Source organism: uncultured Thermanaerothrix sp., from assembly GCF_938028735.1.
In the GTDB taxonomy this organism is placed as follows: domain Bacteria; phylum Chloroflexota; class Anaerolineae; order Anaerolineales; family Anaerolineaceae; genus Thermanaerothrix.
In genome coordinates this window covers 274469-296023 of sequence record NZ_CALIMF010000014.1, presented here as the reverse complement: position 1 = coordinate 296023, position 21555 = coordinate 274469, and the positions used below count along the sequence as shown (strand labels likewise).

Here is a 21555-nt window from a genome sequence, read left to right as displayed (position 1 = left end):
GGTAAACCTGTTCCTACATTGCTACTTTGAATAGGGACAGAGGCGCGGCTGCATGCGATCCGTGTCGGTTATTGTCCCTTGTTACAACGAAGAAGCGCACATTAGATTTCTTTTGGAGGCGCTGGTTCAACAAACCTATCCCCTAGATCACCTAGAAGTGATCATTGCAGATGGGATGTCTACCGATCACACCCGGGAAGTGATTGCCCAATTCGCTCAAGCCCATCCGGAATTGCGGATAAGACTGGTAGACAACCCCAAGCGCATCATCCCCGCGGCTCTTAATGCCGGCCTGGCAGTAGCACGAGGAGATTTTATAGTTCGTCTGGATGCCCATTCAATTCCTGCGCCTGATTATATTGCACGATGTGTTTCTGATCTGCAGGCAGATCTGGGCGATAATGTGGGGGGCATCTGGATCATTCGCCCAGCTCGCCCTGACTGGATTGCGCGCTCAATTGCGATTGCTGCAGCGCATCCGCTAGGGGTGGGAGATGCGCGCTATCGGCACGGACGAACCCCAGGTTTGGTGGATACTGTGCCGTTCGGGGCGTTTCGGCGCGAGTTATTTGAGCAAGTGGGCGGCTTTGACGAAACTCTTCTGACAAACGAGGACTATGAGTTTAATGCTCGGTTGCGCGGGCAAGGCAAACGTGTTTATTTGGATCCGCAGATTCGTTCTGAATACATTGCTCGCCCAACCCTGGGAGCGCTAGCCCGCCAGTATTGGCGATATGGATACTGGAAGTTTCAGATGCTGCGCCGTTATCCCAAGACGTTGCGGTGGCGGCAGGCACTCCCCCCCATGTTTGTTTTGGGGATTTTAGGATTAGTGGCCTTGGTGCCGTTCTGGTCACGGGCTGTCTACATTTTGGGGGGCATCCTAGCGATGTATATTGGCGCCTTATCACTTGGGGCGTTATCCATCGCCTGGCGGGCGAGGGACGCTCATTACTTGATTGGTGTGCCTCTGGCCATTGCTACCATGCATTTCGCTTGGGGAATGGGTTTCCTGTGGAGCCTGTTGACCTGGCTTTTGGGAAGGAAAACCTGAGATTATGAGTGTGGAGCCTGACCTGACCTCTATACAACCCAAGTGGCGTTTACGTCCTTCAGAGCGGCGTTCGACCCTGTTTGTGGTGGATCTGATCATTGCAATAGGGTCATTGGTATTTGCGTTGTACTTTTGGGCCTCTGGGGGGGAGTTTCTTTCCTTTTCAGTTGAATTTCTCCGTTATCGAGTTCCATTTTGGTTCTATCTACTGCCGGTTGTTTGGCTGCTAATGCTGGTTGAATCCTATAACCCGAGCCGGGTCAATATCCGCTCAGAGGCATATCGCGAAGTGACCATTGCAGCCATCGCAGGGTTTGCGTTTTACCTGATCATTTTCTTTTTCTCAGAACCGAATTCCCTACCGCGCCGAGGCGTGGCGGCTTTTTTTGCCTCTGCCTATGTGCTGACCATGTTGTGGCGCTTCATTTATATAAAACTGTTCACACTGCCCTTGTTCATGCGGCGGGTATTGATCGTTGGAGCGGGAAAGGCGGGCTCTCACTTGGCACAGATTATTCGAGAGATATGGCCGCCTCCTTTCTACCTGGTGGGATTGGTGGATGATGATCCAGAGAAAATCGGCACCGAAATTGCAGGTTACCCTGTTTTAGGAAGCGGTGGAGATATCTTTCGCTTGATACGTGAGCACCAGGTCACCGATCTAGTAATTGCAATTTCGGGAGAGATGAATCCCCAGCTGTTTGCTACATTGTTAGAAGCGGAAGAGCAAGGCATTGAAGTCACCACCATGCCTACTCTATATGAAGAGCTGTTGGGGCGGGTTCCAATTTTTCTGCTTCAGTCAGATTGGATTTTACGGTCATTTGTAGACCAAGCCCATATGGGCGGGTTCTTTGAACTTGCTAAGCGTCTGTTGGATATTTTGGGTGGGATCATTGGCACAGTGCTCATGCTAGGGCTGTGTCCCTTTATTGCCTTGGCCATCTACCTGGAATCTGGACGTCCCATTTTCTATACTCAAACCCGTTTGGGAAAGAACGGGCGACCCTACAAGATTATCAAGTTCCGCACGATGATTCAGGATGCCGAGAAAGATGGTATCCCTCGCACTACTGCTGAAAACGATCAGCGTACAACTAAAGTAGGGCGTTTTCTCCGCCGTAGTCACCTGGATGAGTTGCCTCAGTTCATCAATGTGTTGCGAGGTGAAATGAGCTTGGTGGGCCCACGTTCGGAGCGCCCAGAAATTGTGCAGGAGTATCAGAAAGCTCTTCCTTTTTACCGTGCGCGATTGTTTGTTAAGCCCGGAATTACCGGATGGGCACAAGTCAACTTTGGTTATGCAGAAGATGTGCGCTCAAACGCCATTAAACTGGAGTATGATTTGTACTACATCAAACATCGTAGCCTAACTCTGGATTTGCTCATCCTGATCCGCACCATTGGCACTGTAATTGGTCTAAAAGGACGTTGAATCGTGAAAACCCAACCATTTTTGAGAAATCGTTATGTGCTTTTAGGGGATCTTCTTCTCATTGTTATTTCGGTCCTAGGAAGTTATGCGTTGCGCTTTGAACTAGGGGCTCAATTTTTTGATTATCTACCCTCTGCCCTTTGGATGATTGGTTTGGGGTTGATCATCAAGCCGCTGGTGTATCATCTGTTTGGCTTGTATCAGCGGATTTGGGCTTATGCCAGCGTTGAGGAATTGGAGTTAATCGTTGTGGCAGTGACAGCGGCATCGATTCTGCTAGCGGGTGGGATGGTCATTGCGCTTTCTTTGGGTGCGTTTGTAGGGATGCCGCGATCGGTTTTGGTAATTGATTGGCTACTCTCACTGATCTTTGCTGGAGGGTTGCGATTATCCTTCCGCCTAATGGCTGAGAGTCGCGGGCAAGGTGTGGCTTTGGCGTCACAACCGCGCCGGGTGCTAATTGTTGGAGCAGGGGATGCGGGGGCGTTAGTAGTGCGTGAAATGCAAAAGAATCCGCAACTCAACCTGCAACCCATTGGTTTTTTAGATGATAATCCGGCTAAACAAAAGCAGCAGATTCACGGTGTGCCGGTTATTGGCACATTAAGCGAACTGGCCCAGGTGCTGGAACGCCAGCGGGTTGATGAGGTGATTATTGCCATTCCCAGTGCGCCGGGTCGGGTGGTGCGCGTGGTAGCCGATATTGCCCGTTTGAAGGGGGTGCCGTTCCGTACCATGCCGGGGATCTACGAGTTGTTGGGCGGCAAGGTGAGCGTAAGCCGCTTGCGAGAGGTAGATATTAGCGATCTTTTACGGCGCGAGCCTTTGCAGGTGAATGAAGATCTGGTGGGAGCGGCGCTAAGCAGCCGCGTGGTGTTGGTGACCGGTGCGGGGGGGTCCATTGGGCGCGAGTTGTGTCGGCAAATTGCACGCTGGGGGCCCAAATTGCTAATTCTGCTGGGGCATGGCGAGAATAGCATTTTCGAAACCTTGCTTGAACTCCGGGAGAGTTTCCCAGGGCTTAATGTGCAACCGGTCATTGCAGATATACGGGATCGTCCTCGCTTGGAGGTCGTATTTAACGAATTTCATCCAGAGGTCGTATTTCACGCTGCCGCTCACAAGCATGTTCCTCTCATGGAGATTAATGTTGAAGAGGCCGTGACAAATAATGTGTTGGGGACGCTCAACTTGGTTGAGGTATCGCTGGCCTATTTGGTAGAGCGTTTTGTGTTCATTTCGACTGATAAAGCCATTCGTCCGGTTAACGTGATGGGGGCTACCAAGCGCTTGGCCGAGATGATTGTCCTGAATGCTGCTCAGCGCTCTGGAGGACGGTACTCAGTAGTGCGTTTTGGCAATGTCCTGGGGAGTCGTGGAAGCGTGGTGCCGATTTTCAAGCGTCAAATTGCACAAGGGGGGCCAGTCACAGTGACCCATCCTGATATGAAGCGCTATTTTATGACGATCCCTGAGGCAGCGCATTTAGTTTTGCAGGTGGCGGGGATGGGACGAGGTGGTGATACCTATTTGCTCAATATGGGCCAGCAGATTCGCATCCTTGACTTGGCAGAAGATCTCATTCGTCTTTCCGGGTTAGAGCCGGGACGGGATATTGAAATTGTGTTTACTGGTATTCGCCCGGGCGAAAAATTGAGTGAAGATTTATGGGATGAAGGGGTTTCCCTCCGGGTGACCGATCACCCTGATATCTTCCGGGTAGAAAACCAGGAGGTTTTGGAAGGTGAGGCCCTTTACCAGGTGATCACTGAACTGGTGAAATTGGCCCGTGAAGGCGACCGCGAGCGAGTTGTGGCTTTGTTAGATGAGGTGATCCCCGGCTCGGCCATACGCAGCACACCTCCACCAGAGTTGACCTCGGTAGTCTGATGCCTCAGTTAAACCGTGCCGAGTGGGAAGCGTTTCTTCGTGACCATCCGGAGGCCCACCTTCTACAAACCCCAATGTGGGGAATGCTTAAGGCGGAGTTCGGCTGGCAAGTCGTGTGGGTGGTATCAGGGCAAACAGGGGCACAGGTGTTGTTGCGCCGTTTGCCAATGGGCCTAAGCATCGCCTATATTCCAAAGGGACCGGTTGGGGAAAATTGGGCAGATTTATGGCCGGAGATCGAAGCTCTATGTCGGCGGGAGCGGGCCATTTTTCTCAAGGTTGAGCCCGATGCCTGGGAACCTCTAGCGTTTGATCCTCGGGCACAGTTGCCGGGTTTTCACGCTTCTGAACCAATCCAGCCGCGTCGTACCATTGAGATTAGTTTGGAGGGTGACGAAGAAGACTGGTTGGAGCGGATGAAGCAGAAAACACGTTATAACATCCGTTTGGCCCAGAAAAAAGGCGTAGTGGTTCGGGAATCGCGGGATCTGTCTGCGTTTTATGCTTTGATGGAAATGACGGCCCGACGTGATGGCTTCGGTATCCATACTTTAAACTACTATGAACGTGCCTATCAATGGTTTACCCCCGGGGGACATTGTGTGCTCTTAATGGCGGAGTACGAGGGCAAGCCCCTGGCGGGGCTGATGGCCTTTGCTTGGGGACATCGGGCTTGGTATTTTTATGGAGCTTCGGGCGACCAGGAGCGTCATCGGATGCCAACTTATCTCTTGCAATGGGAAGCCATGCGCTGGGCTGCCAGGCAGGGTTGTCAGGTGTATGATTTATGGGGGATTCCTGATGCGGATGAAGCTACGTTAGAAGCCGAGTTTGCCCAACGCACTGAAGGGCTGTGGGGGGTTTATCGTTTCAAACGGGGCTTTGGGGGGCGTGTTCGCCGTTCAGTAGGAGCGTGGGATTGGGTGTTCCAGCCTAATTTATACCGCGTCTACCGCTGGTTCTGGCGAATTCGTCGTCGAGGAGAATTTGGATGATCGCCCTAGAACGTCTTGAAGACCGGTTGGTTTGGAATCATATTTTGTCTGATTTTTCAAGCGCCCATATTCTGCAAACTTGGGAGTGGGGACATATCAAGTCCTCCTATGGATGGCAACCCTTCCCCTATGTTTGGAGAGATAGGAGCGGGAACGTGCGTGCTATGGCTTTGATCCTGCGCCGGCCATTGCGCTTGGGGAGATATGTGACGCCTTTGAGTGTGATGTATGTTCCGCGTGGGCCGGTGATGGATTGGGCTGATACAACCTTGCGGCGGCAAGTTTTGAAAGATCTGCATCGGTTGGCGCGGATGCAAGGGGCCATATTTATCAAGATAGATCCGGATTTGGAAGCAGGGGGGGGTATTTTGGGCACGCCCGAAGCATGGAACAATCCCACTGCTGAGGAAACCCTGCAGGATTTGAGGATGGAAGGGTGGTGCTTCTCCGCAGAGCAGGTACAATTCCGAAATACCTTCGTCCTCTTGCTGGACGGTGAGGAGGAGACTTGGTTGGCTCGGATGAAGCAAAAAACCCGCTACAATATCCGGCTGGCTCAACGTAAGGGGGTGTTAGTGCGACGGGCCCTCCTCGAAGATTTACCCGTGTTGTATCGCATGTATGCAGAAACTTCGGTACGTGATGGGTTTGTGATTCGCCCTGAGGCTTACTATCAGCAGGTTTGGAAGACATTTATGGAAAGCGGGATGGCGGAGCTGCTCATCGCCGAAGTGGAAGGGGTTCCGGTGGCTGGTTTGGTGATGTTGGTTTTTGCTCACCGCGCCTGGTATTTTTACGGAATGTCGCGGGAACTGCACCGGGATAAAATGCCTAATTATCTGCTGCAGTGGGAGGCCATGCGCCTGGCACATGCGCGGGGGTGCCGGGTTTATGATTTGTGGGGTGCGCCCGACGAATTTCGAGAAGACGATCCGATGTGGGGGGTATTTCGATTTAAACAAGGATTGGGCGGGCAGGTAATACGTTGGATCGGGGCCTGGGACTTACCAGTGCGACGGCAATGGTATACTTTGTACACGCGCATTATTCCTCGCTTACTTGCGTGGATGCGCCGACGTACTCAGGACAAACTTCGCCGTGAGGTGACCGCATGATCCCACGAATTCGTATTGCTCACTTACCTACCCCTATTGAACCTTTGCCACGGCTGAGTGCGGCATTGGGGGGGCCTCGCCTCTGGGTTAAACGAGACGACCAGACTGGTTTGGCACTAGGTGGGAACAAAACGCGCAAATTGGAATTCGTCGTTGCAGAGGCTCAGGCTCATGGGGCTCAAACCCTGATCACGGTGGGAGCGGTTCAGTCCAATCACTGTCGTCAGACCGCCGCACTGGCCGCTCGTTTAGGGATGGGCTGCTCGTTGGTGCTTTTCGGTGAGCCCCCTGAGGTTCCATCGGGTAACTATTTGTTAGATCGTCTGTTTGGAGCGGAAGTCACGTGGGCAACACGGGAGACCTATGAGGCTGTTTTACAGGATGTCTTTCAGAAAGCCTGGGAAGAAGGACGGCGACCCTATCTTATCCCATTGGGTGCTTCGACCCCCATCGGAGCCATTGCCTATGTGTATGCATTCAAAGAGTTCATAGAGCAAGGCGGTGAGGCCGATTGGATTGTGCTGGCTTCATCTTCGGCAGGTACACAGGCTGGTTTGGCGCTGGGAGCGCGTCTAAGCGGCTGGCGTGGTCGGATCTTAGGAATCAGTGTGGACCATCCCGTGGACTGGGTCAAAGAGCGCGTAGCGGAATTGGCCTCACAGGCTGCCGACAGATTAGGGGAAGCCGTGCGAATCACGCCTCATGAAGTGGAAGCGAACGATGACTATATCGGTGCCGGTTACGGGGTCATGGGCGCGCGAGAAGTTGAAGCCATTCAACTTTTTGCCCGCTATGAAGGACTTCTACTGGATCCCGTTTACACCGGGCGTGCCGCGGCAGGGATGATTGACCTAATCCGGAGTGGTTTTTTCAAACCGAGTGAGCGCATTCTGTTCTGGCATACGGGCGGCCTGCCAGCGCTGTTTGCGGACCGGTATGCCCCTAATTTGTTATAAGCAATGCGCTTAGGGACTGGGCAAACGGAGGGGAGGGCGCCAGGCTGCTCCAAAGTCAAAATCTTTGTCGGTAGTTAGACGGATGCGATTGCCACCATTGATGGTCATAATGTAGATATCGTGGTTGGTGCCATCCGGCCAGGATTCGAAAGCCAACCAGTTTCCGTCTGGTGAGAGGCTAACTTTCGCGACTGGCCCCACATCTGGCTCGTTTTTTGGGGGAATGCGCACTTCCTTGTTAGAAGTGCCTCGATCTTCGTAGCGCATACTCATCAGCCAGGGAATGTTCGACGAAGGTCGCGTTTGGCTGTAGAAGATGACGCTTCCATCTAGACTCCAAACTGGCCATAGGTTGTTTAACTCGCCGCTTACCGTGAACCGGATTGGGTATTGTCCAGTATCGGACATCACCCAAATTTGGCCATATGGGGCTTCGCGCACGAAGGCGATTTGGGTGCCTGTGGGTGACCAGGCGGGTTGCTTTTCAACGTATCGCGAATCGGTCAAACGTAAAAGGGTGCTTGTAATAAGATCATAAACGTAAATATCGGGTTGCCCTGCTCGCAAGGAGGTAAATGCAATGCGGTTACCATCCGGTGACCAGGCCGGATCGAAATCGGCGGCTGGGCTAGGAGGTAATGGCAATAATTCGGGAGTACCCCCTTGGGCGATGTCTAGTATATAAATCTTGGTTCCTTCATAGAGGTTGCGCTTTTCGCGGCAGGGCGAGATAAATGCCAACCGCCGCCCATCTGGCGACCAGGCTGGTTGGCAAGCCCCATCCGGCAGACTGGTAATAGGGCGTTGATTGGTGCCATCGGCGTTCATCAACCATATCTGCATAATGCCGGTACGGTTTGACGCAAAGGCGATCTCGCCACTTCCGCCAAAAGGTGTGGGAGCTGGTGTAAGGGTTGGGGTTGGGGTAGGGGTCGGCGGGGCTTGGGTGCTTAGCGGAGAAGGGGATAAAGTAGGAAACAGCGTTGCGACAGGAGAGGTGGGTTCAGGACTTACGCCGATTATTGGCAGAGTTGCAATTGTTTCTGGTGTATGGGACGACTCAAGATTCTCGAATGGGGTGGAGGTAGGGGAACCTGACCATGCCGTTAGATTCAAAATCTGGCCACGTACCCATTTAGGTACATCCGGAACCAGGGTAAACAGAAAGGCCAATGCAACAGCTGTTGTTACCATTCCAAAAAGACGCCAAATTCGCTGGTGGCTTTTGCGATTGAGAGAGCGCGGGGTGGGGCGATAAATGGGGCTGGCGGTAGGTAAGGGTTGGGTAAGAACTTTTTTGTCCTCGCCTACCGGGCTAGCAATGGGGAGAGGGGGTTCTGCTTGAGGAGGGGGAATAAGGGTTAGTTCTTCCAAAAGAGGAGGTAAATTGCTGGCTTCCATCAGAGCCCGCTTGAAATCGGTTGCCGTTTGATAACGTTTTTCGGGTTCTACAGCAAGTGCTTTTTCAATAACGCTAGCCAAGCGGCGGGACACCCTGGGGGCCAACTGGCGCACTGGGGTTAGTTCAGCCTGGCCGGTCAGACGCGCAAGCCCATCTTCGGGAATGACCCCGGTTACAGCGGCGTAAAGAGTGGCACCCAGGGAATAGATATCTGTACGAGCATCGGTAGGGGCAACTCCATATTGTTCAGGGGGCGAGTAACCTGGCGTCATGGCACGGGCACCAGTGGTAGTGCGCTGATCCTCGAGCATTAACTTGGCCAGGCCGAAATCTACCAGAATGACTTTTCCCTCGGGTGTGACCTTGATGTTACCAGGCTTGATATCGCGGTGGATAATGGGGGGGTGGCGCGAATGAAGATATTCCAGGGCATTGCAAATGGCAATTCCAATTAGAACAACCTCATTTTCGCCTAGGGTGCCCAGCCGCTCGATGCGCTGGCGTAAATCCTCACCTTCGATGTAATCCATAACCAGGTACTGTCCCTGGTTGGGAATGGCAAAATAATCAATGACCCGCGGGAGGTTAGGGTGACGCACACTGGCCAAAATATTGGCTTCGCGTTGGAATTGGCGCGCATATTCTTCGGCCAGGAAGAGATTCTCCTTGACCGCTACCTGGATGCCCAGATTCTCATCTACAGCATGGTAGATAGCCCCCATCCCCCCTTGGGCCAAGATCGAGACTATCCGATATCGCCGATTGAGCAGTGTGCCAGGAGTTAGTGCCATTGCTTCAATTTTAATGGCATCCGGGCCAACCTCACAATAAACTTGGGGTTAAGTTTTCAACTCCAGTATTGTGTCTAATAACCCTTTCTCAACCCATGCTATAATCGAGAAGCAATTTTCATGGAGAACATGCTCACCGATGAATCTTGATATTCGCACGGCTGTTCAAACCACGTTTATCCTTCTATTGCTGGGTTTGATACTGAGCTTTTGGCTGGGAGTGCGAACCATCCGAGGGGCTCGCCGCTTGACCTATTTCCGTATCCGCCGTGCCCGAGTGGCCCGGGGGTGGCGGTTGATCTTCTTAGCACTGGCGATGGGTGGGTTGGCGTTGTTGACCAACCGGTACGCAGAACCAGCGCTTTACCGGGTGTTTCCCCCTTCCCCAACGGTAACGCTCACCCCGACCATCACGTTGACTCCTACCATTACATTAACGCCGACCATCACCTTAACCCCCACTATTACCGAAACCCCTTCTATAACCCCTACGCCTTTCCTACCCGCTGATATTGCGGCGCAAATTCAGAATACCGTTACCCCCAATCCGGGCGCTGTCTTTAGTCCATTGCAGTTCGCGCGTGCCGTAAATAGTGCGTTTCAACCTGTTAACCCACAGTTTGAATTTCAACAACCAATTACGACCCTATACGGGACGTTTTCTTATGATCAGATGATACCCGGTTCTCAGTGGACTGCTATTTGGTATCGTTTGAGCGATGGTCAGCGAATTTGCTACGAAACCAAACCCTGGGACGGTGGAACAGGCGGTTTTGGTTATACGGATTGTACACCGCGTTCTGAAGACTGGCAGGCTGGCGAATACGAGGTACAAATATTCGTGGGCTCCCAGTGGAAAACGTCGGGGCGCTTTACCGTTGTAGGAAATCCACCAACCTCAACCCCTACTCGTTCGCCTACGCCTACGGTAAGTGCAACCCCAACGTTTACGCTTTCCCCCACGATAACCCGCACCCCGCTTCCTTCACCAACCTCGACCTTCACAGCGACGCCGCGACCTTCTTGGACGCCTACCCCCACGCGGACACTCCCGCCCACAGCCACCCCACGCCCGACCTTGACGCCAAGACCCACGGATACGCGCTGGCCTACGTCCACCTCGCCCCCCTGATCATGGGACATAGGTCAAAGATTGGTGGTGGACTAGGCTCTGAACTGGTGGCGCGGCGTATAAAGATGATGGGCGATCTGGGCGGCTAAGCGAGCGTTATTTCTGAGCAGGGCCAGGTTGGCTTTCAGACTTTCCCCACCACTGAGAGCGCTAACACGGGCCAATAGGAAGGGTGTCACCTCTGCGCCGCGGACGCCCTGATCGAGGGCTTCATGAACAGCCTTTTGGATGAGGGCTTCAATAGTTTCTCTGGGCAAGGCGGTATCAGCAGGTGGAGGGTTAACAACTAAAATGGCGCTATTCACCTGACATTCCCATTGGATCTTGGCTATTTCCGCTACTTCTTGGGGGCTTTCAACGCGCACGTTGACAGGTAGTCCACTTTCTCGAGAGTAAAAAGCCGGAAACTCATCGGTGCGATAACCAACGACCGGCACTCCCATCGTTTCTAAAACTTCCAATGTGGCAGGGAGATCAAGAATGGCTTTGGCGCCTGCTGAAACCACAACTAATGGTGTCCTGGATAGCGTAGGCAGATCTGCAGAGACATCGAACGGGGACTCGCGATGAACGCCTCCGATGCCGCCCGTGGCAAAGACCTTGATCCCTACCTGATGAGCGATTTGCAGGGTGGCGGCAACTGTGGTTCCTCCTGCCTCTTTCCGTGAAAGCACGATTCCTATATCGCGCAGGCTCACTTTACGCTTGTGGGGAGCAGTTGCCAACCGCTGGCGGTCTTCTGGGCTCAGTCCTACTTGGATATACCCATCGAGAAAGGCAACGGTGGCCGGGATGACCCCCTCATTACGAACGGTTTGTTCCAGTTCTTCGGCAAGCTGAACGTTTTCGGGGTATGGAAGCCCATGGGTAATTACGGCAGATTCAAGGGCCACCACAGGGTAGCCGTTTTCCAGAGCGTGGTGGACCTCGGGGTAGAGACGGATGTGTTGTTTCATTTACGCAATCAACCTTTCATAAAGGCTTTCTAAAGATAACTGAGGCGATACCGAACCGGGGTGACTGAGGGTCAGGCTGGCCGCCGAGACCCCCAGGCGCACCGCTTCGTCTATATCCATGTTGTTCATCAGACCGAAGATGATGGCGGCCGTCATGGCATCCCCAGCACCAGTGGGATCAATCACCCGAGTGCGAATAGCAGGCACATGTCCACTGGTTGCGGAGGTAGCGTAGCAAACCCCAAATTCCGCCAGCGCGATCACGGCGATTTGTACCCCCAAGCGGATAAACGCACGGGCGGCTTCTAGAGCCGTGAAGCGGTCGTTAACCTGGATGTTGTCCTGCAAAAGGGCCGTGGCTTCCAGGCGATTGGCCGTTAGAAAAGTCAGGCGGGGCAGGAACGGAAGGAGGCGTGGTGCCAACGTTACTGACGTTGCATCAGCAAAGACGGGAATTCTGGCCCGCCGTGCCATCTGGAATACGGCTCGCAATGCCGGTTTGGACAGATTGGCATCCACAAAGACCAAACTGGCAGTGTGGAAAAGCGCCTCTTGTGACTTTAAGTACTCGGCTGTCAGGCGTGAAAGGATGCGCATGTCGTCAAGCCCATACTCTAAATTACCTTCGCGGGCCAGAACGGCAACATAGGAGGCTGTTCCGTAATCGCTGACGCGCAGGCAAGCCGAGATGTCCACCCCCACGTTGGCGGTATGCTCCAGCAATTGCCGTCCAATTGGGTCCTCACCCACGGCGCTAATCAGAGTTACCGGCAGGCCTAGACGGGCCAAGTTCTCAGCCACGTTGCGGGCAACTCCACCGAAGGAGGGGCGTACTTGGCTGGGCACAGAGGTCCCACTTTGTAGGTTATCAAAGGGACGGCCTACAACGTCGAGGCTGGCAGCCCCGATCACCAGCAAGTGTTTATCGGCAGAGAGGGGAAGTGTCATGGCGAATGAAACCTGGCTTTACCTTGTTGCTTTAAGTGAGCGTTTAAGCATTGCTCAATTTCCTCCAGGGCATTCCGTATTCTGGGTAGAACTTCCTGTGGATTATAGCCTGAGGCGACTTCGCTGAGGATGCCCTGGTAAATTCTAAGCAGATCAAACAAGTGAACCTCGGAGTCACGAGACCCCTGGTTGAGGGTAACAAAGGCTAAGATCGGGACTTCGCGCAAACGCTGCGCTAAGGCTTGATCCAAATTTTGTTCACGCCATTCCCGGAGTGCGCGTTCGCTACCCAGGCGCAGGTTCTCGCGGGTCAGTTTGAGTGCTTCAAGATGCTGTTCCCATACGATGGGCTCAGGAATATTCCAAGCTCCCACACTAATCCATTCCAAGCGTACCCCCTGGTTGCGGGCTAGACGTGGAAAAACGCGCGCAAAATCATCGAAAAAGCTGGTAAGTTGTGGGCGTGGCCATCGGTTAGGAATTGAAATGGGAGGAGGGAGATTAGGTGTATAGATGAAACGTAAGGGGCGCGTTAAGGGGTGCGCCCATTGGAGGGTCGTGATCTGACGTTGACGCTCAACTTGTTGACGGATCTCGGTTTGTCCAACCCCTGCGATCAGTTCGCTAAATGGACGGGATCGGATTTGATTTTGCAACTCCCGAGCAACTAAGCGGCGCATTCCCTCCACCCATGGACCCGGTAATTGGCGATAAGTCAGCCAATAAAGGTTTTGCCGGTAGGTCGGATAAGGATTTGGAAGGTTGTGGGACTGTGGAAAGCGCCGCCAGATGCTGAAGAGAACGCGCACGTCTTGGAGTGAGATGCGAATGCCATCTCGACTGCGCGTTTGAATTTCATCAAATTGGAGTTCGTGGTCTCTCAGGTCGAGGATACGGCGCAAGCGCTCAAATTTCTCCAGCGTGGTACTTGTGCCGGGCAAGATAAAACGAGGTGTACCGTTAGGGCGCTCAAAGATGGCTGCAACTTCGGCGGAGCAATTGACCTGTCCAGGACCACCAATAAGGAAAATGGGATTCTGTTGTTGGGACGTACTGAGTTGCTCGCCATGAATATCCAGGTTTGGGGGTGGCAGAAGTCCTAGGCTCACCTGAAGCAAAAAGCGGCGACTTATACCCGGATGCGGGAGCGTATAAATTTCGCTCTGGTAACGAGCCGCCCATTCCAGTCCTAACCAGAAAGGGAGGAAGATGGTTATCAGGACGGGAAGGGAAAACATTGAGCCTATCAGAAGACCGAGGGTTGGGTAGAAAGGATCCTGGCCTGCACCAATGGGAGGGAGTGGTAGATTGATCCATGCCACCCCTAACCATAGACAAAGCCCGAGAGGAAGCAGGAGGAATAAACGGAAGCGGGCATTTGAAAGTCTCATAGCGCTCGGCTCTCGAGAATTGCAATTAATTCTTGAATCTGCTGTTTCTCATCCACGGCTAGGGTCTTGAGCCCGGGACGGCTTTCAATGAGCATTAGATGCCCGCGCAAGAGACGTAACAAAATGGAGCGTGCCCAGTCTACAGGCGCTGTCATCTCTTCTGCAGGGGAATCTGTGGAGCGGGTTGAAAAGAAGGCCTCGAAATGGTGCGTGCTTGTTTCTGCATACACTCGGAGCGCATCCTCTCTGGCTTGATCCGCAAGGTCGCGACGTTCTCTTTCTATCTGTTCACGCTCTTGGCGCGCCCAGGCCAACCATCCTGCGCTCCAGCGGTTTAGCAGTTCACGTTCCACCTCGGGAGATAACCTTAGATCCAAGATATTGATCTCTATCACTCTGATGCCGCGGCTGCTTAGAACACTGAATTCGCGGCTGGGTGTGGTCTCGCCTGTATTGCGTCCGTCAAAATCCAGAAGCGGGACCTGGGGTTGTGTAAGGCGATTTCGCATCATTTGGAGAATCCATTGAAGCCCAACTTGTGGTTGACGGGCAGGCTGAGTTGGGAAAATTTGTTCTAGAGTGAAGCGAGAAATCAAGTCGCGCCAAGCTTCCGCTGCCAGTTGGGCGGGTAATTCGTTCCAGGGGATCAATCGCGCAGGCGTGTCTAGAGGTAAATCTGCATTGACAACCTGTCCCAGGATAGCCCTTTGCACGGCGAGAGGATTGTAGCCAAACTCAGTTTGGCCTTGGCCAGGCTGTGCATCCAGTTGAAAGATCACTTCAATTTGAGGAATGATCTCAAAATTATCGCGGGTGATTGCGCGCGTTTCTCGCTTGCGTCGCATTCGGGCTTCGTATTGGGCGGGTCCCTCGTTGGGCTGTGGAGGAGCGAAGGGATCTTCGCTAGGACGTGGGCCGATGGTTTGGCGCTGTTGACGCAAATCCACCACACCTGCGACTCGTTCACCAGGCTGGGTAAAAACAACGCCCGGACCCACAGCGCGAGTAAACCGATGGGAAGTGCGTAACATGGCGGCGCTGGCCGAGTCAAGAATCATAACCCCTGCGATACCAGAGGTGGTTTTCGGTTGTTGGCGGATCTGCCCATTCTCAATAAAGAGAATGGGACCGTGGCAGCCCACTAAGTAACCTATCAGATGGAAGAAGGCATTTAGTCTGTCGTGCAGATTATTGACCGGCACAATGAATTGCGAGAAAAATGCCAGCCAGAAACCTACTCCGATGCCAAAGATGACAAGATTAAGTCCCAGTCTAAGAAATCCCTTTGCACGGCCATCAGGGGCGAAAAGAGCCTCCAAGAATAAGAGGAGAAAGCCCACCAGGGCTGGGAGAAGTGTGGTTCTCCAATGAGGTCGAAGACTGGTGAACATGGGGGGCATACCCAAACTTATTAAATGATTTTATCCTAATGCGATTAGATCGAGAAATCTAATTAATGGGCAATTTTTAGGTTCTTGGTGATCCTCTGATTAGAGGATGAAATTGTGTTGGGCAAGGTGTGCTAGAATTATCTTGCTTGCCAGTGAATTTGCGCACAATAATGAGGAGCATCCATGCTTCGAGCACTATTAATCTCCCTGTCTAAAGCTGAATGGGCCAAGCATTTGGTTACCCGCTGGCGTGTTGCTTGGCGGGTGGCTTCGCGTTTCATTGCTGGAGAAACCTTGGAAGAAGCCACGCGGGTCATTCGTGTTTTGAATGAAGCGGGGTTGAATGCTACGGTCGATCATTTGGGAGAACACACTACTGATACCATCGAAGCCCAGCGGGCTACTGAGGCAATTCTGGCAAGCCTCGAGGAAATTGAGCGCCAGAACTTGCGTGCGAATGTTTCCGTGAAACTAAGTGCCATTGGTTTGACGGTTGATCGTGCGCTCTGCCGGCAAAATTTGGAACAAATTGTTGCCCGTGCTCGGGCCTTGGGCAATTTTGTACGTGTGGATATGGAGGATTCATCCCTGGTTGACGCAACTCTGGATCTGGTTCATTGGTGTCACGACCAAGGCTACGCCAATGTGGGCGTTGCTATTCAGTCTTACCTTTACCGAAGTGAACAGGATACACGTCATTTGGTGAGCCGACATGTTCCCATTCGCCTGGTTAAGGGAGCTTACAAAGAGCCTCCAGAGATTGCTTATCCACGTAAACGCGATGTGGATGCCAGTTTTGATCGTTTGACAGATATTCTACTCCAAGGGGTGCTAGAGGCGGGGGTTCCTCAAATTAGTGCAGATGGGCGCTTTCCCCCCATCCCGGCTATTGCTACTCACGATGAAGCGCGTATTCGGTATGCACAAGAACGCGCCAAGCGCTTGGGGCTACCCAACACCGCATTGGAATTTCAGATGCTTTATGGCATTCGACGTGATCTGCAACAAGCATTGGTTCGTGCGGGATATCCGGTGCGCATTTATGTGCCCTATGGTACCCATTGGTATCCCTATTTCATGCGTCGTTTGGCCGAGCGACCGGCCAATTTGTGGTTCTTCGTTTCTAATTTCTTCCGCCGCTGAGGCTAACAGAATATGGGAATGAGCCATTCTTACCCTCTGGCGCTGGTGGTGGGATCTTCTGGCAATCTGGGTGGAGCCATCGCGCTGGCATTGGCTCAACGGGGGTATGCGGTTGGGCTTCATTATTACCATTCCCGAGAAAAGGCACTGGCTCTAGCGACTCAGATTGAGCACATGGGGCAACCGGCTCTCTTGGCCTCGGCCAATCTTATGGAAGATGATAACATCACGGGCTTGTTTGAGCAGGTGGCGCGATGGGGGTATCCGTTGAAGGTCTTTGTCTACGCAGTAGGTAGGTTCTCGGGCGGGACGCTTCTGGATACCCCCCGCGAAATATGGGATAGCCTTTTTGCGCTCAATTTACGGGCCGCTTGGTTATGTGCTCGTGCGGCTGCGCCGTTGATGCAGGCTGCAGGTGGCGTTATTATCTATTTGACCGACTGTGGCGCGCTGCGGTTATGGACCTCCCACGCTGCCTATGTACTTTCCAAAGGAGCATTGGAACACTTAACGCGATTGTTGGCCAAGACCCTGGCCCCAAACATTCGGGTGAACGCTGTTGCGCCAGGGATGATTACTCCAGGCGTTGAGATGACATCTGAAGCATGGGCGCACTTAGTGGAACGCTTACCCTTAAAACGCTCGGGGACCCCTGAGGCAGTGGCCCAGGCTGTGCTTTCTCTGATTGAAAATGATCTGGTGACAGGCCAGATACTGCGGGTAGACAGTGGTTATCATTTGCTTTAGAGGTATTTCATGCGCAAACTTCTCTCATCACCTCTCTCACAACTGGTGCGCGCGGCTAACCCGCTGGCGCTATTGGCTGGCATATTGTTCTTTGCCCTTGGGGCTGGAATTGTTGATTTTCGCAATCAACCTTTTTCGTGGGTGGATTACTGGTTGGGCCAGGCCTGTATTACCCTTCTGCAAATGAGCAGTGCTTTTCTGAAAGCGTTCTATGATCGGATTGATGAGGATCGAACCCCACCCTCACAGCGGTCACCTGAAGCCAAGAATATAGAAGACGAGGAGAACGCTCCAAAAGAGGTTCTCTTGCCGCGACTGGTCTTTCTGCAAGCCGGAATGACGACTCTGAGCGTTGGAGCGATTGTGGCCGTGTTGCTATTGACCAGAGGGGCAATGAATGCCTCGGCACTCCTGCTCCTGGGGATCGCCTTTGGAGTGGCTTTCTTTTACAGTGTCCCTCCTTTGCGTCTCGCCTATACCGGATATGGTGAATTGTGCGTGGCCTTCTTCCTGGCTAATTTGACCCCCGCGTTTGCGTTTGTATTGCTTTCCCATGATTTGGACGCTCATTTGTTGGGTTTGCTTACTTTTCCTTTAACGTTGTTATGTCTAGCCATGCTGCTAGCCATCTCACTGGAACATTACTATCGTGATCTTAAGCAGGGGCGTACCACCATGATGGTGCGGTTGGGGTGGCAGCGTGGGATGTTGTTGCATAATCTCCTTGTCCCTCTGGCCTATTTCTGTTTGGGAGTGACTGCCTTGATGGGACTTTCGTGGTCACTACTTTGGCCGGCTATGTTGACTTTGCCCATAGGAGCATTTCAGGTCTGGCAAATGTGGCAAATTGGGAATGGAGCACCGACCCGCTGGCCGCTGTTACGCCTAACGGCTTATGCTACAGTTGGACTGACGGCTTATTTTCTGACCTTTTCATTGTGGGTGGGGTGACCGATGGGTGAATTTCTAGCATTACTATCCCCTCAAGCAGCTCTGGAGCGTTGGTTGAATGCTCTCCCCGACCTTGAGCCCGAGACGGAGGAACTCTTGACTCTGGAAGCCCTGGGACGGGTTACCATGGAGCCCATTCGAGCGCCAGAACCCATGCCATTTTTCCCCCGTAGCACGGTGGATGGATATGCGGTGCGGGCTGCTGATACCTTCGGGGCAAGCGACAGCCTGCCAGCCTATTTGGCGGTGGTAGGTGAGGTTGAAATGGGCCAGGCTCCTGAGTTTGCCCTACAACCCGGACAGGCGGCTTTGATTTACACCGGGGGGATGCTACCAGAAGGGGCAGATGCGGTTGTGATGTTGGAACACACTCAGATGACGATGCCAGGTGAGATCGAGGTCCTGCGCTCGGTGGGGGTGGGTGAAAATGTGCTCAAAATTGGAGAGGACGTGCAGGTAGGGGAGGAAGTTATTCCGGCAGGGGTTCGCTTACGCCCCCCTGAAATTGGAGGGCTGATGGGGCTAGGAATCACAAAATTGCGCGTAGCCAAAAAACCGCGTGTGGGAATACTGTCTAGCGGGGATGAGGTTATCCCCCCCGAGCAACCCCTGCGCCCTGCCCAAGTTCGAGATATTAATAGTTACTCGCTAAGTGCGTTGGTAGAGTTGGAAGGGGGGCTTCCACAACGCTATGGTATTGTGCCAGATCGTGAGGAGGTATTGCGTGAAGTACTTAGGCGTGCTTTGGATGAAAATGATCTGGTCATTATATCTGCGGGCTCTTCCATAAGTACACGGGATTTGACTGCGCGGATAATTGATGAGATGGGCCTTCCCGGTGTGCTAGTTCACGGGATCAACATCCGGCCAGGAAAGCCCACCATTCTGGCGGTTTGTAATGGAAAACCTCTTTTGGGTCTCTCTGGCAACCCAGTAAGCGCGCTGGTTGTGGCTCAATTTTTCTTACCGCCAGTCTTAGGGCGCTTGCTAGGGCTTAGAGTTAAACGTCCACGCGCACGCTTACCGGCCCGTCTCACCCTCAATTTGCCCTCTCAGGCTGGACGAGAGGATTACGTTCCCGTACGATTGATTGAGAGCGCGGAGGGGCTGCTGGCAGAACCCATTTTCTATAAGAGCAACTTAATCTTTTCGCTGGTGCGCGCAGATGGGCTACTGCGCATTCCCGCCGATGCAACAGGTCTGGCATCGGGTGCTGAGGTTGAGGTGTGGCTTTTGTAAGATGGTTAAATTGAGGATGAAAGGAAATTAGCGATGTCAGTGTACCTTCATGATATCCCTCTACCAGAAGCACAACAGCGTATTCGTGCCGCCCTTCAAGGAGCGAATTTATGGCGGATACTGGGAGTAGAAACATTACCCCTAAGCGAAGACCTGGTAGGACGGGTAACTGCTGAACCGGTTTGGGCGCGGCTTTCCTCGCCTCATTACCACTCTGCAGCCATGGATGGGTTTGCTATTCGAGCGGAGGACACAGATGGGGCTATGCCAACAGCGCCGGTGACCTTGCCAGTGGGCTCGCATGCGGTTTATGTGGATACAGGCGATGTATTGCCCGAATGGGCCAATGCAGTGGTGCCCATTGAAAATGTGGAGGCACTGGATCAAGAAGGGCGGCCAGCTGAGAACCCGCGACACCCTTCTATGATCCGGCTACGAGCGGCTTTGCCTCCTTGGAGCCATGTTCGCCCAATGGGTGAAGACATTGTGGCAACTCAACTGGTTCTCCCAGCGGGACATGTTCTGCGCCCGGTCGATTTAGGAGCCATTGCGGCGTGTGGGTACACTCACGTAGTGGTAACGCGCAAGCCTCGTGTTGCGATTATTCCAACAGGGGATGAACTGGTGCCAATTGGGACGCCGGTCAAGCCTGGGGACATCATTGAGTTCAATTCACTGGTTCTGGCTGCGCAGGTGGCATCTTGGGGAGGTGAACCAGTTCGTTACCCGATCACCCCTGATGATGAGGACGCGATTTTAGAGCGCGTTCGTGAGGCTGCGCAGGAAAGTGATTTGATTCTACTGAACGCAGGCTCCTCAGCAGGGTCAGAGGATTTTTCTGCCCGTGTGGTCGAACGCCTGGGAGATCTAATCTTCCATGGCGTGGCTGTTCGGCCTGGACACCCGGTTGTCTTTGGCATGGTTGGACGTTCTGGTGGAGCAGTGGGAGCCAAAGTACCCATTCTAGGGGTTCCGGGTTATCCGGTATCGGCGGCGCTCACTGGTGAGATCTTTGTTGAGCCCTTATTGGCCCTTTGGACTGGACGACCTGCTTCTGAACCCGAGGAAATTGAAGCGGTTCTCACCCGTAAGATCACCTCTCCCGCGGGGGATGAAGATTATGTGCGTGTCGTCATTGGTGAGGTGGGCGGGCGGATAGTAGTAGCACCTTTAGCACGTGGTGCGGGAGTGATCACCTCACTTGTTCGTGCGGATGGTATCTTGGTAATTCCCTCGGGTATCCAGGGAATAGAGGCAGGGCAGAAAGTGCGTGTACGGCTGTACACCTCCAGCCGGGTGTTGAGCCGCACCGTCTTTGCAATCGGATCACACGATATGTCGTTAGATCTGCTGGCTCAGTTTCTGGCTGAGCGAGGTCTGCGCCTAGTGTCGGCGAATGTGGGAAGCCTGGGGGGTCTGATTGCTTTACGTCGAGGTGAGGCTCATCTGGCGGGATCGCATCTGTTAGATCCGGAAACAGGGATCTATAACCTGCGTTATGTAAGGCAGTATCTACCCAATGAAAATGTCAGGATCGTGCGGTGGGTGGAACGTGAACAGGGTTTAATTGTACGTCCCGGAAACCCCAAAGGCATTAGAGGGCTAGAAGACTTGGTGCGTCCAGATGTGATGTTTGTCAATCGCCAGCGCGGAGCGGGTACTCGTGTTCTGCTGGATTATCACCTTAGTCTCAAGGGGCTCAATCCCGAAACCATTCGGGGCTACCAACAGGAGGAATATACGCACTTGTCTGTAGCCGCAGCGGTGGCCTCGGGGCGGGCCGATTGCGGCCTGGGAGTGACTGCCGCAGCCAAGGCACTGGATCTGGATTTTATCCCGCTCTTTCACGAAGCCTATGACTTGGTCATCCCTTGCAAGTACGTGGAGGATGAGCGCATCAAACCCATATTTGAATTAATGCATGAACCGCGTTTTCGCCAAGCGGTGGGCCAATTGCCCGGTTATGACATTGGACAAATGGGAACCATTGTTCAGGAATGCTGATAGGATTAAGTAAAA

At 53.2% G+C, this 21555-nt stretch carries 17 protein-coding genes; 12 read left to right on the top strand and 5 right to left on the bottom strand.

From position 1 onward, the window contains the following. The first annotated feature begins 52 nt into the window (after positions 1-52). The 6 genes from Q0721_RS09090 to Q0721_RS09065 are packed head-to-tail and all read left to right on the top strand — an operon-like array spanning position 53 to position 7445. The gene (locus Q0721_RS09090) at positions 53-1054 is read left to right on the top strand and encodes a glycosyltransferase family 2 protein (RefSeq protein ID WP_299028602.1); all 1002 of its coding nucleotides are present in this window, start codon (positions 53-55) and stop codon (positions 1052-1054) included. Positions 1055-1058: 4 nt separating this feature from the next. Then, positions 1059-2489 (top strand): sugar transferase, encoded by a 1431-nt coding sequence (locus tag Q0721_RS09085; protein ID WP_299028599.1) that lies wholly within the window; start codon positions 1059-1061, stop codon positions 2487-2489. A 3-nt stretch (positions 2490-2492) separates the two neighbouring features. Beyond that, entirely contained in the window at positions 2493-4379 is a 1887-nt protein-coding gene (locus tag Q0721_RS09080) for a nucleoside-diphosphate sugar epimerase/dehydratase (RefSeq protein WP_299028596.1), read from the top strand. Beyond that, positions 4379-5374: a peptidoglycan bridge formation glycyltransferase FemA/FemB family protein gene (locus tag Q0721_RS09075; protein ID WP_299028593.1), complete on the top strand. Its 996-nt coding sequence runs from the start codon at positions 4379-4381 to the stop codon at positions 5372-5374. The genes Q0721_RS09080 and Q0721_RS09075 overlap by 1 nt, the downstream gene beginning before the upstream one ends. Continuing rightward, positions 5371-6489, top strand: a complete 1119-nt coding sequence (locus Q0721_RS09070) for a peptidoglycan bridge formation glycyltransferase FemA/FemB family protein (protein WP_299028590.1) — start codon at positions 5371-5373, stop codon at positions 6487-6489. The genes Q0721_RS09075 and Q0721_RS09070 overlap by 4 nt, the downstream gene beginning before the upstream one ends. Next, entirely contained in the window at positions 6486-7445 is a 960-nt protein-coding gene (locus Q0721_RS09065; RefSeq protein WP_299028588.1) for a D-cysteine desulfhydrase family protein, read from the top strand. Before Q0721_RS09070 ends, Q0721_RS09065 begins: the two co-directional genes overlap by 4 nt. A gap of 9 nt (positions 7446-7454) precedes the next feature. On the opposite strand, the gene Q0721_RS09060 is transcribed toward Q0721_RS09065, so the two are convergent. Continuing rightward, entirely contained in the window at positions 7455-9638 is a 2184-nt protein-coding gene (locus Q0721_RS09060) for a protein kinase (protein WP_299028586.1), read from the bottom strand. A 139-nt stretch (positions 9639-9777) separates the two neighbouring features. Between Q0721_RS09060 and Q0721_RS09055 the strand changes: the two genes are divergently transcribed. Continuing rightward, a complete protein-coding gene (locus tag Q0721_RS09055; protein WP_299028583.1) occupies positions 9778-10770 on the top strand; it encodes a hypothetical protein in 993 nt (330 codons plus the stop codon). 32 nt (positions 10771-10802) lie between these two features. Here Q0721_RS09055 and Q0721_RS09050 read toward each other — a convergent pair whose 3' ends face one another. The 4 genes from Q0721_RS09050 to Q0721_RS09035 are packed head-to-tail and all read right to left on the bottom strand — an operon-like array spanning position 10803 to position 15465. After that, positions 10803-11726 (bottom strand): pseudouridine-5'-phosphate glycosidase, encoded by a 924-nt coding sequence (locus Q0721_RS09050; RefSeq protein ID WP_299028581.1) that lies wholly within the window; start codon positions 11724-11726, stop codon positions 10803-10805. Continuing rightward, complete coding sequence (locus tag Q0721_RS09045) at positions 11727-12674, bottom strand: carbohydrate kinase family protein (protein WP_299028578.1); 948 nt, start codon at positions 12672-12674, stop codon at positions 11727-11729. It lies immediately after the preceding gene. After that, positions 12671-14065 (bottom strand): hypothetical protein, encoded by a 1395-nt coding sequence (locus Q0721_RS09040; RefSeq protein ID WP_299028575.1) that lies wholly within the window; start codon positions 14063-14065, stop codon positions 12671-12673. Before Q0721_RS09040 ends, Q0721_RS09045 begins: the two co-directional genes overlap by 4 nt. Beyond that, positions 14062-15465 (bottom strand): SPFH domain-containing protein, encoded by a 1404-nt coding sequence (locus Q0721_RS09035; protein ID WP_299028572.1) that lies wholly within the window; start codon positions 15463-15465, stop codon positions 14062-14064. The genes Q0721_RS09040 and Q0721_RS09035 overlap by 4 nt, the downstream gene beginning before the upstream one ends. A gap of 174 nt (positions 15466-15639) precedes the next feature. Between Q0721_RS09035 and Q0721_RS09030 the strand changes: the two genes are divergently transcribed. From Q0721_RS09030 to Q0721_RS09010, 5 genes are read left to right on the top strand one after another with little or no spacing between them, the layout of a single operon-like run. Next, complete coding sequence (locus tag Q0721_RS09030) at positions 15640-16599, top strand: proline dehydrogenase family protein (protein WP_299028570.1); 960 nt, start codon at positions 15640-15642, stop codon at positions 16597-16599. A gap of 18 nt (positions 16600-16617) precedes the next feature. Further along, complete coding sequence (locus Q0721_RS09025; protein WP_299028568.1) at positions 16618-17346, top strand: SDR family oxidoreductase; 729 nt, start codon at positions 16618-16620, stop codon at positions 17344-17346. Between the two features lie 9 nt (positions 17347-17355). Then, positions 17356-18297 (top strand): prenyltransferase, encoded by a 942-nt coding sequence (locus Q0721_RS09020; protein WP_299028565.1) that lies wholly within the window; start codon positions 17356-17358, stop codon positions 18295-18297. Positions 18298-18300: 3 nt separating this feature from the next. Continuing rightward, a complete protein-coding gene (gene glp, locus Q0721_RS09015) occupies positions 18301-19536 on the top strand; it encodes a gephyrin-like molybdotransferase Glp (protein WP_299028562.1) in 1236 nt (411 codons plus the stop codon). Positions 19537-19569: 33 nt separating this feature from the next. Continuing rightward, complete coding sequence (locus Q0721_RS09010) at positions 19570-21540, top strand: molybdopterin biosynthesis protein (RefSeq protein ID WP_299028559.1); 1971 nt, start codon at positions 19570-19572, stop codon at positions 21538-21540. Positions 21541-21555: the final 15 nt, after the last annotated feature.

Excerpts from the sequence above, each read along its gene's own strand:
- Q0721_RS09075 (WP_299028593.1), top strand. The coding sequence starts at position 4,379 with ATGCCTCAGTTAAACCGTGCCGAGTGGGAAGCGTTTCTTCGTGACCAT.
- Q0721_RS09020 (WP_299028565.1), top strand. The coding sequence starts at position 17,356 with ATGCGCAAACTTCTCTCATCACCTCTCTCACAACTGGTGCGCGCGGCT.
- Q0721_RS09060 (WP_299028586.1), bottom strand. The coding sequence starts at position 9,638 with ATGGCACTAACTCCTGGCACACTGCTCAATCGGCGATATCGGATAGTC.
- Q0721_RS09090 (WP_299028602.1), top strand. The coding sequence starts at position 53 with ATGCGATCCGTGTCGGTTATTGTCCCTTGTTACAACGAAGAAGCGCAC.
- Q0721_RS09025 (WP_299028568.1), top strand. The coding sequence starts at position 16,618 with ATGAGCCATTCTTACCCTCTGGCGCTGGTGGTGGGATCTTCTGGCAAT.
- Q0721_RS09035 (WP_299028572.1), bottom strand. The coding sequence starts at position 15,465 with ATGCCCCCCATGTTCACCAGTCTTCGACCTCATTGGAGAACCACACTT.
- Q0721_RS09085 (WP_299028599.1), top strand. The coding sequence starts at position 1,059 with ATGAGTGTGGAGCCTGACCTGACCTCTATACAACCCAAGTGGCGTTTA.
- Q0721_RS09045 (WP_299028578.1), bottom strand. The coding sequence starts at position 12,674 with ATGACACTTCCCCTCTCTGCCGATAAACACTTGCTGGTGATCGGGGCT.
- glp (WP_299028562.1), top strand. The coding sequence starts at position 18,301 with ATGGGTGAATTTCTAGCATTACTATCCCCTCAAGCAGCTCTGGAGCGT.
- Q0721_RS09070 (WP_299028590.1), top strand. The coding sequence starts at position 5,371 with ATGATCGCCCTAGAACGTCTTGAAGACCGGTTGGTTTGGAATCATATT.
- Q0721_RS09065 (WP_299028588.1), top strand. The coding sequence starts at position 6,486 with ATGATCCCACGAATTCGTATTGCTCACTTACCTACCCCTATTGAACCT.
- Q0721_RS09055 (WP_299028583.1), top strand. The coding sequence starts at position 9,778 with ATGAATCTTGATATTCGCACGGCTGTTCAAACCACGTTTATCCTTCTA.
- Q0721_RS09040 (WP_299028575.1), bottom strand. The coding sequence starts at position 14,065 with ATGAGACTTTCAAATGCCCGCTTCCGTTTATTCCTCCTGCTTCCTCTC.
- Q0721_RS09010 (WP_299028559.1), top strand. The coding sequence starts at position 19,570 with ATGTCAGTGTACCTTCATGATATCCCTCTACCAGAAGCACAACAGCGT.
- Q0721_RS09050 (WP_299028581.1), bottom strand. The coding sequence starts at position 11,726 with ATGAAACAACACATCCGTCTCTACCCCGAGGTCCACCACGCTCTGGAA.
- Q0721_RS09030 (WP_299028570.1), top strand. The coding sequence starts at position 15,640 with ATGCTTCGAGCACTATTAATCTCCCTGTCTAAAGCTGAATGGGCCAAG.